Origin of the sequence: Enterobacter sp. AC1 (assembly GCF_050434705.1) — a bacterium.
GTDB classification, from domain to species: Bacteria; Pseudomonadota; Gammaproteobacteria; order Enterobacterales; family Enterobacteriaceae; genus Enterobacter; species Enterobacter cloacae_L.
Window position 1 is genome coordinate 522,835 of record NZ_JBNDIZ010000003.1, and the last position, 14,257, is coordinate 537,091.

Consider the following 14,257-nt stretch of genomic DNA (forward strand, 5'->3'; position numbering starts at 1 on the left):
GTTCTTTCCCGTTTTACCAGGTCTACTCGTGCACGAAATATTCACTATGCTGCTGGCGGTTTTTGACCGTGCAGCATTAATGCTGATTTGCCTGTTCTTCCTTATCCGCATTCGCCTTTTTCGCGAGCTGCTGCACAAATCTGCACACTCGCCAAAAGAGCTGCTGGCCGTTACCGCCATCTTTTCGCTGTTTGCCCTGTTCAGCACCTGGTCCGGCGTGCCGGTAGAGGGGTCGCTGGTGAACGTGCGCATTATCGCCGTCATGTCCGGCGGGATTTTGTTTGGCCCGTGGGTGGGCGTCATCACCGGCCTGATTGCCGGGACCCATCGCTACCTGATTGATATCGGTGGCGTAACGGCGGTGCCATGCTTTATCACCAGCATTATCGCCGGGGTGCTGTCCGGCTGGATCAGCCGCAAAATCCCGAAAAAACAGCGCTGGCGCGCCGGGATCGTCGCGGGCATGGTGTGCGAAACGCTGACCATGATCCTGGTGGTCGTCTGGGCCCCCACCACCGCACTGGGGCTGGATATCGTCTCGAAAATCGGTATTCCGATGATCCTCGGCAGCGTCTGCATCGGTTTTATCGTGCTGCTGGTGCAGAGCGTCGAAGGGGAAAAAGAGGCCAGTGCCGCACGTCAGGCCAAGCTGGCGCTGGATATTGCCAACAAAACGCTGCCGCTTTTCCGCCACGTTAACGCGGAATCGCTGCGTCAGGTCTGCGAGATTATTCGCCACGACATCCATGCTGATGCCGTCGCCATTACCAATATCGACCACGTTCTGGCCTACGTCGGCGTGGGGGAGCACAACTATCGCGACAATGACGATACCATAAGCCCGACCACCCGACAGGCAATTAACTACGGTAAAATCATTATTAAAAACAATGATGAAGCCCACAGAACGCCGGAAATCCACTCCATGCTGGTGATCCCGCTGTGGGAAAAAGGCGTCGTGACGGGCACGCTGAAAATTTATTATTGTCACGCGCATCAGATCACCTCCTCACTGCAGGAGATGGCCATTGGCCTGTCGCAGATCATCTCCACCCAGCTTGAAGTTTCGCGGGCAGAGCAACTGCGTGAGATGGCAAATAAGGCAGAGCTGCGCGCGCTGCAGAGCAAAATTAATCCTCATTTCCTGTTCAACGCCCTGAACGCTATCTCTTCTTCCATTCGTCTTAATCCGGACACCGCGCGCCAGCTGATTTTTAACCTGTCGCGCTATCTACGCTACAACATTGAGCTGAAAGATGACGAGCAGATCGACATCAAAAAGGAGCTGTATCAAATCAAAGACTACATCGCGATTGAGCAGGCGCGCTTTGGTGACAAACTCACGGTCATTTACGATATTGACGAAGAGGTTAACTGCGTGATCCCGAGCCTGCTTATCCAGCCGCTGGTCGAAAACGCAATCGTACACGGTATACAGCCCTGTAAAGGCAAAGGCGTCGTCACCATCAGCGTCACCGAAAGCGGCAACCGCGTGCGCATTGCCGTGCGCGATACCGGCCACGGGATTGATCCAAAAGTTATTGAGCGCGTGGAGTCTAACGAGATGCCCGGGAATAAAATCGGCCTGCTGAACGTGCACCACCGGGTCAAACTGCTTTACGGCGACGGACTGCATATTCACCGTCTTGAACCGGGCACCGAAATTGCTTTTTACGTCCCGAATGAACGCTCTCTCGTTCATACGACCACATCATTGTTACCCCATGTGGAGTAACCCATGAAAGTCATCATCGTAGAAGATGAATTCCTGGCTCAACAGGAGCTAACCTGGCTTATCAAAACCCACAGCAATATGGAGATTGTGGGCACCTTTGATGATGGTCTGGACGTGCTGAAGTTTTTGCAGCATAACCGGGTCGATGCCATTTTCCTGGATATTAATATCCCCTCGCTGGATGGCGTATTACTGGCGCAAAACATCAATCAGTTTGCCCATAAGCCGTTTATCGTTTTCGTCACCGCGTGGAAAGAGCACGCCGTGGAGGCTTTTGAGCTGGAGGCATTTGACTATATTCTGAAGCCTTATCAGGAGTCGCGGATTGTCAGCATGCTGCAAAAGCTGGAGGCCGCATGGCAGCAGCAGGCTGCGCCCGCGAACGCCAGCCCAGCGGTGCGGGAAAACGACACCATCAACCTGGTCAAAGATGAGCGCATCATCGTGACGCCGGTCAATGACATCTACTATGCCGAAGCCCATGAAAAGATGACGTTTGTCTATACGCGGCGGGAATCTTACGTGATGGCGATGAACATCACCGAATTCTGCAGCAAACTGCCGGCGGCACACTTTTTCCGCTGCCACCGTTCGTTCTGCGTGAATTTAAACAAGATCCGCGAGATCGAACCGTGGTTTAACAACACCTATATTTTGCGCCTGAAAGATCTGGATTTTCAGGTGCCGGTGAGCCGCAGCAAGGTGAAAGAATTCCGCCAGTTGATGCATCTGTAAAGAAAGCGCCCCCTCCTTCCGGAGAGGGCTCTGTGTCAGAGGATTTGACCGAGAACCTGACGCAGGTGGGCCCCCGAGCCAAGCAGGCCAGGGTTATCATGCACGATCAGATAAACCGGAATGTCCTGCACATAGCTTCTGAAACGGCCTTTATCTTCAAACCCGCCGCGGAAGCCTGAGGCCTTAAAGAAGTCGAGGAAGCGCGGTACGATGCCACCCGCAATATAGACGCCGCCGAAGGTACCCAGCGTCAGCGCCAGGTTACCGCCGAAACGTCCCATGATTACGCAGAACAGCGACAGCGCGCGGCGGCAGTCAATGCAGCTGTCCGCCAGCGCGCGTTCGGTGACGTCTTTCGGCTGCAGGTTTTCCGGCAGACGACCGTCCGATTTCACAATCGCACGGTACAGGTTCACCAGCCCCGGACCGGAGAGCACGCGCTCGGCGGAGACGTGGCCGATTTCAGCGCGTAATTCTTCGAGGATAATGCCCTCTTCTTCGCTGTTTGGCGCAAAGTCCACGTGGCCGCCTTCACCCGGCAGGCTCACCCAGCGCTGAGCAACGTGAACCAGATGCGAAACGCCCAGACCAGTACCGGCCCCGTAAACCGCAATCGGCTTGCCTTCGACCGGTTCGGCACCGCCAAACTGGATCAGATGCTCTGGCTTCAGCATCGGGATCGCCATGGACACCGCGGTGAAGTCATTGATGATTTCAAGATGCGCAAAACCGAGGTTTTTTTTCATCCCGGCGATGGAGAATGCCCAGGTATGGTTGGTCATTGCGACCCAGTCGCCGGTTATCGGGCAGGCAATCGCGATGCAGCCGTCTTCAACGCTCAGCTGCTGCTCTTCCAGGTAGACGCGGACAACGGCCTCAAGGCTTGGATAATCCAGCCCTGAGTAGGTTTTTGCCCGGGAAATTTCACCACTACTTACATCGCACAATGCGAGGCGCGCGTTCGTGCCGCCCACATCGCCTACCAAAGCATACTTTGTCATTCTTCTACTGCTCCGCTAAAGTCAGAATAAATCTTTTGGGACACTGTAAGTTCAAGGCGTGATAACAACAACGACCGGAAGGTGAATGCCCATGGATTATCGATCTTCGTCACAGAATAACTTTACCGTTTCAGCACCTTTTGCACTATTGCCATAAAGCTGATTGTGCAAAGTAACGTCATTGCGTTTTGTACAAGGAAATCATCATGCTCCACCCGCGAGCCAGAACCATGCTGTTGCTGGCAATCCCGGCGCTAATCATTGGCATAGCCTCAAGCCTGGTGCTCATTGTCGTGATGAAAGTCGCGTCGGTGCTGCAAACGATGTTATGGACAGCGCTTCCGGTAAAACTGGGCGTCACCCCTGATTCCTCTGCCTGGATCATTATGATGCTGACGTTGACCGGCATTGCGGTGGGCCTGGTCATCCGTTTTAGCCCCGGGCATGCCGGCCCCGATCCGGCGCAGGAGCCGCTGATTGGTGCCCCGGTTTCTCCTTCCGCGCTGCCGGGGCTGATCGTTGCGTTGATTGTGGGCCTGGCAGGCGGCGTCAGCCTGGGGCCTGAGCATCCGATTATGGCGGTGAATATTGGCCTGGCGGTTTTCCTCGGTTCACGCATTTTGCCCCGCGTTGGCGCGCTGGACTGGACCATCCTCGCCTCAGCAGGCACCATCGGGGCGCTTTTCGGTACGCCCGTTGCCGCAGCACTGATCTTTTCTCAGACGCTCAGCAGCAATAACGACGTCCCGCTCTGGGATAAACTCTTTGCCCCGCTGATGGCCGCAGCCGCCGGGGCGCTGACGACCAGCCTGTTTTTCCATCCCCATTTTTCCCTCTCCCTGCCCCACTACGGCCAGATGCAGATAGCCGATATCTTCAGCGGCGCCGTCGTTGTCGCGATTGCCATCGCGCTGGGCATGGTGGCGGTATGGTGCCTTCCACGCCTGCACCGGCTGATGCATAAACTCAAGCACCCGGTATTGATTCTGGGTATCGGCGGTTTGATTCTCGGGGTTTTAGGGGCAATCGGCGGAACGGTGACGCTGTTTAAAGGTCTGGACGAGATGCAGCAGTTGGCCTTCAGCCAGGTGTTTAGCGTATCGGATTATCTGCTGTTTGCCGTGATAAAACTGGCCGCACTGGTGATGGCTGCAGCCTGCGGTTTCCGCGGCGGACGCATCTTCCCGGCGGTCTTTGTCGGCGTAGCGCTGGGGCTGATGCTCCACGAACACGTCGATGCCGTTCCGGCAGCGATTACCGTTTCCTGCTCGATTCTGGGGCTGGTGCTGGTGGTCACGCGCGATGCCTGGCTGAGCCTCTTTATGGCCGCCGTGGTAGTACCGGATACCACCCTCATCCCGTTACTTTGCATCGTGATGTTGCCCGCCTGGCTCCTGCTGGCGGGCAAACCGATGATGATGGCCTGGCGAAACGACAGGTAATCAGGCGCTGTTGCGCGCTTCCAGCGCTTTAGTAAGCGCCCCCAGCAGCGGCGGGATGTCGGCTTTCGGCAGCATCACCTCAATCAGCGAGAGCCGCTCGTGGTGCGCCACTTTTTCAAGGACGTCCGCCAGCTGCTCCACTTCGCTGACCCGCCAGCACTGGGCATGAGGATCGAGGCTCAGCGCCTGCGGGATTTGCGTCCAGTTCCACAGCGCAATATCGTTATATCGCTGCTCTGGCCCGTGGATTGCCCTTTCCACCGTATACCCTTCGTTGTTCAGAACCAGAATGATCGGATGCTGTTTATCCCGCAGCATCGAGCCGAGCTCCTGGATGGTGAGCTGCGCCGCGCCGTCCCCCGTCAGCACAATCACGCGCCGGTTCGGGCAGGCCGTTTGCGCGCCAAATGCCGCCGCCAGCGTGTAGCCAATCGACCCCCACAGCGGCTGGACGATAAAATTCACGTCTGCCGGAAGCCGAAGATCGATCGCGCCGAAGGCCGAAGTGCCCTGATCCGCAAGAATAATGTCTCCCGGACGAATAAACGTCTGCAACGTTCTCCAGAAATTCTCCTGCGTCAGCGTGCCGTCCGGCTGCAGATAGGCCATCGCGTTTTGAGACGACGGTGCAGGCGTGCCGTGCACGTGCTGCTTGCACAGTTCCACCAGCGTCTCAATCGCCTGAAGCATCGGGATACCGGTAAACCAGATATCCCCGACACGTGCGGCATGAGGCTGAACTTCTATCGTTTGCGACGGGGTTAACTGGTGGGTGAAGCCGGCGGTCAGGGTATCGGTAAATCGCGTGCCGATGCACAGTACCGTGTCCGCCCCTTCAATCGCTTCTTTTACCGCGCCGGCGCTCGCTGAACCGCTGTACGTCCCGTAAAAGCCTGCGTGTCGCTCGTCAAAGATGCCTTTGCCCATCAGCATGGTAGCGTGCGCCATCGGCACTTCTTTGACCCATTTCTGTAGTGCATGCTTCAGGCCATGGCGCAGGACAAGGAAATCGGCCAGCAGCGCCGTGCGCTTGCTCATGGCCAGCTTGCTCTCGGCGGCATCCCGGAACGCCTTCAGGCAGGCGCTATCGGCATGCGCATGCCGGAGAGTGAGAGCGTTTACAGGAGGCGTGGCGGCTTTTTTTGCCACATCGGCAGGCAGCATAAGATAGCCGGGGCGACGTTCCCGGAGCATGGTAGTTAACACCCGATCAATCTCATAGCAGGCATTTTGTTCGGTCAGGATCGCCTGTGCGGCAGTGATCGGTTCGCTCATATGGTAAAAGTGACGAAACTCGCCGTCGCCCAGCGTATGGTGCAGCAGTTCCCCTCGCTGCTGTGACGCCATACCTGGCGCCCCCACAATATGCAGTACCGGAACGTGCTCGGCATAGCTGCCCGCAATGCCGTTCATGGCGCTTAACTCTCCTACGCCAAATGTCGTCAGCAGCGCGGCGAAGCCCTTACATCGGGCATATCCATCAGCGGCATAAGAGGCGTTTAACTCGTTGGCACAGCCCACCCAACAGATATCGGGGCTGTCTATCACGTGGTCGAGAAACTGCAGGTTATAGTCGCCCGGCACGCCAAACAGATGATCGGCTCCACAATCAGTAAGACGGTCCAGCAGGTAATCGGCGACGCAGTATGGGGTACGCATGAACAGGTATCCTTCTAATGTTGACCTCACCTTGAGTATTAAAGAAGCGTGATGGCTGTCCAGAATTGGCGCTAAGAAGGGTATGGAAAGAATGCTTTACAAAAAATGCTGCGCTATGCTGCTTTTTTTCACGTTAATGTAAACGCATACACTGATTTTTCTCTTCAGCGCCAGAGGTCATAAGAATGGGTTATCAGCCGAACAAAAATCGTTATCAGACAATGGAGTATCGCCGCTGCGGGCAAAGCGGGCTCAGGTTGCCCGCCATCTCGCTTGGGCTGTGGCATAATTTTGGCGATACCACGCTTATCGAAAACAGCCGTCAACTTTTACAGCGCGCGTTCGATCTGGGTATTACGCATTTCGACCTTGCCAATAATTATGGCCCGCCACCGGGATCCGCCGAACGTAATTTCGGACGCATTTTGCAGGAGGATTTCCTGCCCTGGCGCGATGAGCTGATCGTTTCAACCAAAGCGGGGTATACCATGTGGGATGGCCCGTACGGCGACTGGGGGTCACGCAAATATTTGCTGGCAAGCCTGGATCAAAGCCTGAAGCGCATGGGGCTGGAGTATGTAGATATCTTTTATCACCACCGTCCCGACCCACAAACGCCGCTGCTGGAAACCATGAAAGCGCTTGACCACGTGGTGCGTCAGGGAAAAGCCCTGTATGTCGGGTTATCCAACTACCCGGCCGATCTGGCCCGCCAGGCGATTGATATCCTTAATGACCTTGGAACCCCCTGCCTGATCCACCAGCCGAAATACTCCATGTTTGAACGTGCGCCGGAAGCGGAGTTGCTGGACGTATTGAAGGAAAAAGGGGTTGGCTGTATTCCCTTCTCGCCGCTGGCCGGGGGACAACTGACCAACCGCTATCTGGACGGCATTCCCGCAGACTCCCGCGCGGCAAGCGGCAGTAAGTTCCTTAACCCTGACCAGATTACCGAAGCGAAGCTGGAGAAAGTAAGACAACTCAACGCGCTGGCGGAAGGCCGAGGCCAGAAGCTGTCGCAGATGGCGCTGGCCTGGATATTACGCCACGAATCGGTGACGTCTGTGCTGATTGGCGCGAGCAAAGTCGCCCAGATTGACGATGCCGCGGGTATGCTGGAAAACCGTCATTTCTCCGCCGAAGAGCTGGCCCGTATTGAAGCCATCCTGAACGGCTCAAAATAAAACCACTTTTAGCAAAAAGTGCTCCCACTCAGGAATTCGGAGTTGAGGCGATGAAACGAGCCTTTACCAACTCGTAATATTGCGTTAACAGGCCCAACAAAGGCCCCGATCGTGAAGGAGAAAGAGTATGTTCAGGTCACTGATTCTTGCAGCGGTATTACTGGCTTCATCAGCCCCGCTGATCGCCACTGCGGGCGAAATCACCCTGTTGCCATCAGTAAAATTACAAATTGGCGATCGTGACGACTACGGCAGATACTGGGACGGTGGCTACTGGCGCGACCGTGACTACTGGCATCGTCACTATGAGTGGCGCGGCGATCGCTGGTGGAAACATGATAACGGCAGACACCGCGGATGGTATAAAGACAAAGCGTATGAGCGCGGTTACCGTGAAGGCTGGAAAGATCGTGACGACCGCCGCGGCGGCTGGGGTCACGGCAAAGGCCATGGTCACGGCCATCATCACTAATCATAAAGGCGCCCCGCGGCGCCTTTTTTGTTAAAGCCCCAGCGCGGTTCCAATCAACAGCCACAGGTTCAATGCCACCACCACCACCACAATGGCCCATCCGGCACGTTTCACCAGCGTTGAGTTGACCAGATCGCCCATCAGGGTTTTGTTGCTGGTAAAGATCAGTAGCGGCACCAGCGCCAGCGCGATACCAAAGCTCAGCAATACCTGGCTCATGACCAGAATTCGCGTGGGATCGAGCCCCATCAGAATCACGATAAATGACGGCAGCATGGTGACGGAACGACGCACCCACAGCGGAATATGGAACCGGACAAATCCCTGCATTACCACCTGACCTGCCAGCGTGCCCACCACCGTCGAAGAAAGACCGGCAGCCACCAGGCTCAAACCAAATATCGTGGCGGCTGCATGGCTCAGGAGCGGCTCCAGCGTGAGATAAGCCTGGTCGAGATCGGCGATGCCGGTATGGCCGTTAAAGTGGAAAGCGGCGGCTGCGGTAGCCATCATCGCCAGATTCACAAACCCCGCGATGGTCATGGCTATAGCCACATCCCACTTGGTTGCGGAATAACGTTCTTTACGCGTCCCACCGTGGAGATGCTGGGTCAGCGAGGAGTGCAGATAAATCACATGCGGCATGATGGTCGCCCCCAGTACCCCGGCGGCCAGGAACACCGCTTCCGAGGTTGGCAGGCTTGGGATCACCATCCCTTTACCGAGCTGCGCCAGATTAGGTTGAGAGAAAATCAGCTCGACGATGTACGCCGCCGCGACAAACAGCAGCAGACCGCCGATGACCTTCTCCAGCGGTTTTTGGCCGCGACGCTGCAGCATCAGGATCAGGAATGTAGCAATCCCGGTCAGTACCGCCCCCTGCAACAGCGACACGCCCAGAATCAGCTTAAAGCCGATCGCCGCACCGATAAATTCAGCGAGGTCCGTTGCCATGGCGATGATTTCCGCCTGAACCCAGTAGAGCCAGACGGCCGGACGCGGATAATGATCGCGAATTTGCTCAGCCAGATTTTTACCGGTGGCAATCCCCAGCTTTGCAGAGAGCATCTGAATCAGCATTGCCATCAGGTTAGCCCAGACAACCACCCACAGCAGCTTATAGCCGAAGCTCGCCCCGGCCTGAATGTTGGTCGCAAAGTTACCTGGATCGATATAGCCAATGGCAGCGATGAACGCAGGTCCCATTAATGCGAACCGCAACTTGCGCGCTGCTCTGCTACTGCTACCCTCTACGCGACTGTTTGTCATTTCTGCCTCTGAAATATAGCCTTTGCTATGTTTAATGCTATCAAAATGAGAATGATTATCAAGATCATTTGTGAAGTTTACAGTGATTTCTCTGATAGCCTGGAACGATAGACGGGCGGGTAAGCGAGGGCGATTTAACAGAAAGCGAAATCACGCGCTCTTTTGTGAAGACTAGCACACAAACTTAACTTTTCACTCATTTACCTAACATAACAAAAATGTATTGTGGATCACTATTTTTGAGACTCGTCACAGGATGTAACTATAGTGTGCCCTTGATCTCGTTTTCTTTTCGCTTGTTACATAGAATGTGCACGAAAATTAAACCTGCCTCATATTTGGAGCAAATATGGACCGCGTCCTTCATTTTGTCCTGGCACTTGTTGTCGTTACTGCACTTGCATTGCTGGTCAGCACAGACCGCAAAAAAATTCGTATTCGTTATGTTGTCCAGCTGCTGGTCATTGAAGTATTACTTGCGTGGTTCTTCCTGAACTCCAACGTCGGCCTCGGCTTCGTGAAAGGCTTCTCCGAAATGTTCGAAAAACTGCTCGGATTCGCTAACGAAGGGACGAACTTTGTCTTCGGTAAAATGAACGACGAAGGTCTGGCGTTCTTCTTCCTGAAAGTTCTGTGCCCAATCGTCTTTATCTCCGCGCTTATCGGTATTCTGCAGCACATCCGCGTTCTGCCGTTCGTTATTCGTGGAATTGGTTTCCTGTTATCCAAAGTGAACGGCATGGGTAAGCTGGAATCGTTTAACGCCGTAAGTTCCCTGATCCTCGGTCAGTCTGAGAACTTCATCGCGTATAAAGATATTCTCGGCAAAATGTCCCGTAACCGCATGTACACCATGGCGGCAACCGCAATGTCTACCGTTTCCATGTCTATCGTGGGCGCGTATATGACCATGCTGGAGCCGAAGTACGTTGTTGCTGCGCTGGTTCTGAACATGTTCAGCACCTTTATCGTGCTGTCGCTGATCAACCCGTACCGCGTTGACGCCAGCGAAGAAAACATCCAGATGTCCAACCTGCATGAAGGCCAGAGCTTCTTCGAAATGCTGGGTGAATACATTCTGGCCGGTTTCAAAGTGGCGGTTATCGTTGCCGCCATGCTGATCGGCTTCATTGCGCTGATTTCTGCGCTGAACGCCCTGTTCGCCGCGGTGCTGGGTATCTCCTTCCAGGGTATTCTGGGCTACATCTTCTACCCTGTTGCATGGGTGATGGGTGTTCCGGCTCACGAAGCGCTGCAGGTGGGCAGTATCATGGCGACCAAACTGGTTTCTAACGAATTCGTGGCGATGATGGATCTGCAGAAAATCGCCAGCACGCTTTCTCCGCGCGCGGAAGGCATTCTGTCCGTGTTCCTGGTCTCCTTCGCGAACTTCTCGTCCATCGGTATCATCGCCGGTGCGATTAAAGGTCTGAACGAAGAACAGGGTAACGTGGTTTCTCGCTTTGGCCTGAAACTGGTTTATGGCTCTACCCTGGTGAGCGTCCTGTCTGCTTCTATCGCGGCACTGGTTCTGTAACGTTTACCGTTAAACAAAAAAACCGGGAGCCTGGCTCCCGGTTTTTTTATGCCCGTAATTCTTCCAGCGGTTTGGGTTTGCCTATCAGATACCCCTGCAGGTAGTCCACACCAAAGCGGAGCAGCATCTCGCGCTGCGCCGGTGTTTCTACATATTCAGCAACCACGCACAGCGATTTTGTCTTCGCCAGATTACACATCGACTGCACGATCATCGCATCCATGTCATCGGTACAAATGTCTTTCACAAAGCAGCCGTCAATTTTAATGATGTCCGCCTGCAGACGCCTGAGGCGCTCATAGTTCGCGTAGCCCGTACCAAAATCATCAATGGCAATCCGGAAACCGTAATCCCGCAGCTGCTGGAGATTGCTGATACTGCTTCCTGAATTCGAGAAGGCCTGCTCCTCGGTGATTTCAAGAACGACGGCCTGAGGCGCGATGCCGTGCTGCTCAAAGAGCGCGCAAATCTCACCGGCGACCTCTTTTTGCATCAGCGTCAGCGGCATCAGATTAACGGAGAAGCGGGCACCGGCCTGCGTCGCAGGATGATCGCGCAGCCACGCCAGTAATTTTTCCATGACGTACATATCGAACCGGTGGCTCAGGTTGAACTGGGCAATCAGCGGAATAAAGCGATCGGGGGTAATCATCTCTCCCTCGCTTTCCATACGCGTCAGAATTTCGTAGTACCCGCTGCCGTCGGCCTTCTGGATGGGCTGTGCGTAGAGATGGAACTGACCGGCCTCCAGGGCATGTTTAATCCTCGCCAGCATCAGCACGCGCTCTGTCGTTTGTCCTGAAGCCGCTTCGAGGCTATTCGTGAGCGCAAGAACGTTGTGCTCGCCGCAGGATTGCTCAGCCAGCCAGCTCAGTTGGCCCAGCGTGTGGTGCAGCTTTTCACCGTTTTCAACCATTCCCCAGGACGCGCCAAACTCGATATCCAGCCCGGTATTGTTCCAGAAAATCTTGCGGCTATTCAGCCGATCGACCATATGCTGGAGACGTTCAGCGATTCCCGGCCCCAGTAATACCAGCACCAGCTCGCTTCCCGGAAGCTGGAAAAGCGCTTCATCTTTTTGCAGAAGCGGTTGAAGCGACGCGGCAATCGTTCGTTTGCAATGGACCCGCATGAGGATCCCGTAGTGGCGGCTTAAAAACTCCAGGTTATCCATACGCAGAATGCTTACTTTTGCATCCGGGTGAATCTCAAGATGATCCTCCAGCGCGCGAATATTGGGCAAACCGGTCAGCGGATCGGTGAGCGCCCTGTTCTGCCATCCCCGCTTCAGCCACTCGCTGCGCTGGTAAATTCGCGACATGTAAAGCAAACAGATGGCGAAAGAGATAAGTACGGAGAGGATAAAGGAGAGCGAATGGCCCGATTCCACCCCGTTAAGAAAATTGTAGTTGTAGGACAACAGCAGGAGTGCAGATGCTGCCCACAGCAGAGAGATAAGCGCATAGGTCAGGCGACTTATCGCTAAGGTAAAAAGAATAAAAATCAGCGGCATCAAATAGCCCGCAATGACGGGTGATTCAAAGGGGCCGCATAAAATGACGAGAATGAAACTTAAAAACATCAACCAGACAAAAATATATAATGAATTCTTGTGAAAAAACACGGGCTTCACGCTTCGCCGCCAGAAATTCTTCGCATAACGAGGATTAATTATCATTCTTAATGGGTAATAGAACATCATGGTAAAAATCAGCGCCGCGCATATCAGGCTTTGTATATCCACAACGTTATAAATTACCGTCCCTTCACCGAAAAAGGTTGAAATAGTCACCGGAAAATCAAACAAATAGCCCGCCATATACATCGACAGCTTAATACCTATCGGCACGATAAAACCGAGCCAGAATATACGTAAACCGATGTGCTTGTTGGGGATGGAGTAGCGCCAGCGCTTGCCCAGCGTGAGGCGCAGAAGGCCGCACGCCGCGAACAATGCAAAGGTCTGACAAAACAGTAATACTGAATATTGTAGCGGTGCTAAATTAACATAAAATAAATTAGTGACACTAAAACCTAACAAAATGGGAAGAATGGCCTTGCGTCCAAATAGCAGAATAATCGCCAGCATAACGCTTAGCGGTAACCATGCTAAATATACGTCGTGACCATTTACAATTGCGCGGGGAGAGAGATAACGGGAGACAGGTACCGCAATCAGGCAAAGTGCCAGGGCAATCATAAATATCTTTACATTATTGTAAGTTTTTCTATTCATTAATCAGGGGCGTTATTTTCCGGGGGAATCATTGACCGGATGGATAATAGGTTTATTAATTGCGCGAATCAAGTTCAAGTCTATTTATAGACTGGTTTATTGATGTCGATTGAGGTGAGGTACAGGAATATCTTCTTTTTGATAACAAAATGCGGTGATGGGCGTTACAAACAGATAAAAAAAACCCTCGTCTTTCGACGAGGGTTTACAATTTTGGTGGAGCTAAGCGGGATCGAACCGCTGACCTCTTGCATGCCATGCAAGCGCTCTCCCAGCTGAGCTATAGCCCCACATGTTACTTTACTGACCGCACTCTGTTGGGTTCAGAGTTTGGTGGAGCTAAGCGGGATCGAACCGCTGACCTCTTGCATGCCATGCAAGCGCTCTCCCAGCTGAGCTATAGCCCCATCGTAAAGCTGTCATGTTGACGGGCGGCATAATATGAATTCCGCTGCGGAGTGTCAACGGCAAAATCAACGGCTGCGGTTCAATCGCCGAAAAATCATGCAAATGAATCACTTTGCGAGCCCTCTCGCAGACATGAGTTAAGCCTGTCACGTTTTCAGCTAAAACGGTGCTATAAAATGAGCCGTTAATTAACCCCACGAATATTCAGGAAATTGCATGATCAAGGAACGAATGACGCCAGAAGAGTTAGCCCTGCTCACTGGCTATAGCCGCCAGACCATCAATAAATGGGTACGCAAAGAGGGTTGGATTACTTCACCAAAACCAGGAGTCCAGGGCGGGAAAGCGCGCCTGGTGCATGTGAACGAAAAAGTGCGTGACTTTATCCGCAGCGCACGTCGTGCAACGGAGACGTCCGAACTGCCGGCAGGCACCAGCCATGACGGTTCGCTTCACGCCCTACTCCTGACGCTGGCCAATGAAATGACGCCGGAAGAGCAGAAGCAGATGACATCGCTGTTGCTGCGGGAAGGGATTACCGGATTATTGCAACGTTTAGGGATTCGCGATCAAAACTGA

At 53.9% G+C, this 14,257-nt stretch carries 11 protein-coding genes and 2 tRNA genes; 7 read left to right on the forward strand and 6 right to left on the reverse strand.

The window, feature by feature from the left end:
- The first annotated feature begins 28 nt into the window (after positions 1-28).
- Positions 29-1,735, forward strand: coding sequence for a LytS/YhcK type 5TM receptor domain-containing protein (locus tag M2433_RS12190; RefSeq protein WP_429054147.1), 1,707 nt, complete (start codon positions 29-31; stop codon positions 1,733-1,735).
- A gap of 3 nt (positions 1,736-1,738) precedes the next feature.
- Positions 1,739-2,470 (forward strand): LytR/AlgR family response regulator transcription factor, encoded by a 732-nt coding sequence (locus M2433_RS12195; protein WP_429054144.1) that lies wholly within the window; start codon positions 1,739-1,741, stop codon positions 2,468-2,470.
- 35 nt (positions 2,471-2,505) lie between these two features.
- Here M2433_RS12195 and glk read toward each other — a convergent pair whose 3' ends face one another.
- Positions 2,506-3,471: a glucokinase gene (gene glk, locus M2433_RS12200; RefSeq protein WP_429054141.1), complete on the reverse strand. Its 966-nt coding sequence runs from the start codon at positions 3,469-3,471 to the stop codon at positions 2,506-2,508.
- Positions 3,472-3,677: 206 nt separating this feature from the next.
- On the opposite strand from glk, the gene M2433_RS12205 reads away from it, so the two are divergent.
- On the forward strand, positions 3,678-4,913 hold the full coding sequence (locus M2433_RS12205; protein ID WP_429054138.1) for an ion channel protein: 1,236 nt from the start codon (positions 3,678-3,680) through the stop codon (positions 4,911-4,913).
- Here M2433_RS12205 and ipdC read toward each other — a convergent pair whose 3' ends face one another.
- The gene (gene ipdC / locus M2433_RS12210) at positions 4,914-6,572 is read right to left on the reverse strand and encodes an indolepyruvate decarboxylase (protein ID WP_429054135.1); all 1,659 of its coding nucleotides are present in this window, start codon (positions 6,570-6,572) and stop codon (positions 4,914-4,916) included. It abuts the gene before it with no gap.
- A gap of 185 nt (positions 6,573-6,757) precedes the next feature.
- Between ipdC and mgrA the strand changes: the two genes are divergently transcribed.
- Both mgrA and M2433_RS12220 read left to right on the forward strand, forming a co-directional pair.
- Positions 6,758-7,756 (forward strand): L-glyceraldehyde 3-phosphate reductase, encoded by a 999-nt coding sequence (gene mgrA, locus M2433_RS12215; protein WP_429054132.1) that lies wholly within the window; start codon positions 6,758-6,760, stop codon positions 7,754-7,756.
- A 127-nt stretch (positions 7,757-7,883) separates the two neighbouring features.
- Positions 7,884-8,228, forward strand: coding sequence for a DUF2502 domain-containing protein (locus tag M2433_RS12220; protein ID WP_429054131.1), 345 nt, complete (start codon positions 7,884-7,886; stop codon positions 8,226-8,228).
- 30 nt (positions 8,229-8,258) lie between these two features.
- On the opposite strand, the gene M2433_RS12225 is transcribed toward M2433_RS12220, so the two are convergent.
- Positions 8,259-9,497, reverse strand: coding sequence for an Nramp family divalent metal transporter (locus M2433_RS12225; RefSeq protein ID WP_429054128.1), 1,239 nt, complete (start codon positions 9,495-9,497; stop codon positions 8,259-8,261).
- Positions 9,498-9,846: 349 nt separating this feature from the next.
- Here M2433_RS12225 and M2433_RS12230 point away from each other — a divergent pair, with 349 nt between their 5' ends.
- The gene (locus M2433_RS12230; protein ID WP_014884725.1) at positions 9,847-11,034 is read left to right on the forward strand and encodes a NupC/NupG family nucleoside CNT transporter; all 1,188 of its coding nucleotides are present in this window, start codon (positions 9,847-9,849) and stop codon (positions 11,032-11,034) included.
- Between the two features lie 46 nt (positions 11,035-11,080).
- Here M2433_RS12230 and M2433_RS12235 read toward each other — a convergent pair whose 3' ends face one another.
- From M2433_RS12235 to M2433_RS12245, 3 genes are all read right to left on the reverse strand, one after another.
- On the reverse strand, positions 11,081-13,270 hold the full coding sequence (locus M2433_RS12235; protein WP_429054126.1) for an EAL domain-containing protein: 2,190 nt from the start codon (positions 13,268-13,270) through the stop codon (positions 11,081-11,083).
- 214 nt (positions 13,271-13,484) lie between these two features.
- A tRNA-Ala gene (locus tag M2433_RS12240) sits at positions 13,485-13,560 on the reverse strand.
- Between the two features lie 41 nt (positions 13,561-13,601).
- Positions 13,602-13,677: transfer RNA gene (locus tag M2433_RS12245), tRNA-Ala, on the reverse strand.
- A 217-nt stretch (positions 13,678-13,894) separates the two neighbouring features.
- On the opposite strand from M2433_RS12245, the gene M2433_RS12250 reads away from it, so the two are divergent.
- The gene (locus tag M2433_RS12250; RefSeq protein ID WP_429054123.1) at positions 13,895-14,257 is read left to right on the forward strand and encodes a YfeC-like transcriptional regulator; all 363 of its coding nucleotides are present in this window, start codon (positions 13,895-13,897) and stop codon (positions 14,255-14,257) included.

What these genes read in the sequence shown, in the direction of transcription:
- M2433_RS12195 (WP_429054144.1), top strand. Translation starts at nt 1,739, where the DNA reads ATGAAAGTCATCATCGTAGAAGATGAATTCCTGGCTCAACAGGAGCTA.
- glk (WP_429054141.1), bottom strand. Translation starts at nt 3,471, where the DNA reads ATGACAAAGTATGCTTTGGTAGGCGATGTGGGCGGCACGAACGCGCGC.
- M2433_RS12205 (WP_429054138.1), top strand. Translation starts at nt 3,678, where the DNA reads ATGCTCCACCCGCGAGCCAGAACCATGCTGTTGCTGGCAATCCCGGCG.
- ipdC (WP_429054135.1), bottom strand. Translation starts at nt 6,572, where the DNA reads ATGCGTACCCCATACTGCGTCGCCGATTACCTGCTGGACCGTCTTACT.
- mgrA (WP_429054132.1), top strand. Translation starts at nt 6,758, where the DNA reads ATGGGTTATCAGCCGAACAAAAATCGTTATCAGACAATGGAGTATCGC.
- M2433_RS12220 (WP_429054131.1), top strand. Translation starts at nt 7,884, where the DNA reads ATGTTCAGGTCACTGATTCTTGCAGCGGTATTACTGGCTTCATCAGCC.
- M2433_RS12225 (WP_429054128.1), bottom strand. Translation starts at nt 9,497, where the DNA reads ATGACAAACAGTCGCGTAGAGGGTAGCAGTAGCAGAGCAGCGCGCAAG.
- M2433_RS12230 (WP_014884725.1), top strand. Translation starts at nt 9,847, where the DNA reads ATGGACCGCGTCCTTCATTTTGTCCTGGCACTTGTTGTCGTTACTGCA.
- M2433_RS12235 (WP_429054126.1), bottom strand. Translation starts at nt 13,270, where the DNA reads ATGAATAGAAAAACTTACAATAATGTAAAGATATTTATGATTGCCCTG.
- M2433_RS12250 (WP_429054123.1), top strand. Translation starts at nt 13,895, where the DNA reads ATGATCAAGGAACGAATGACGCCAGAAGAGTTAGCCCTGCTCACTGGC.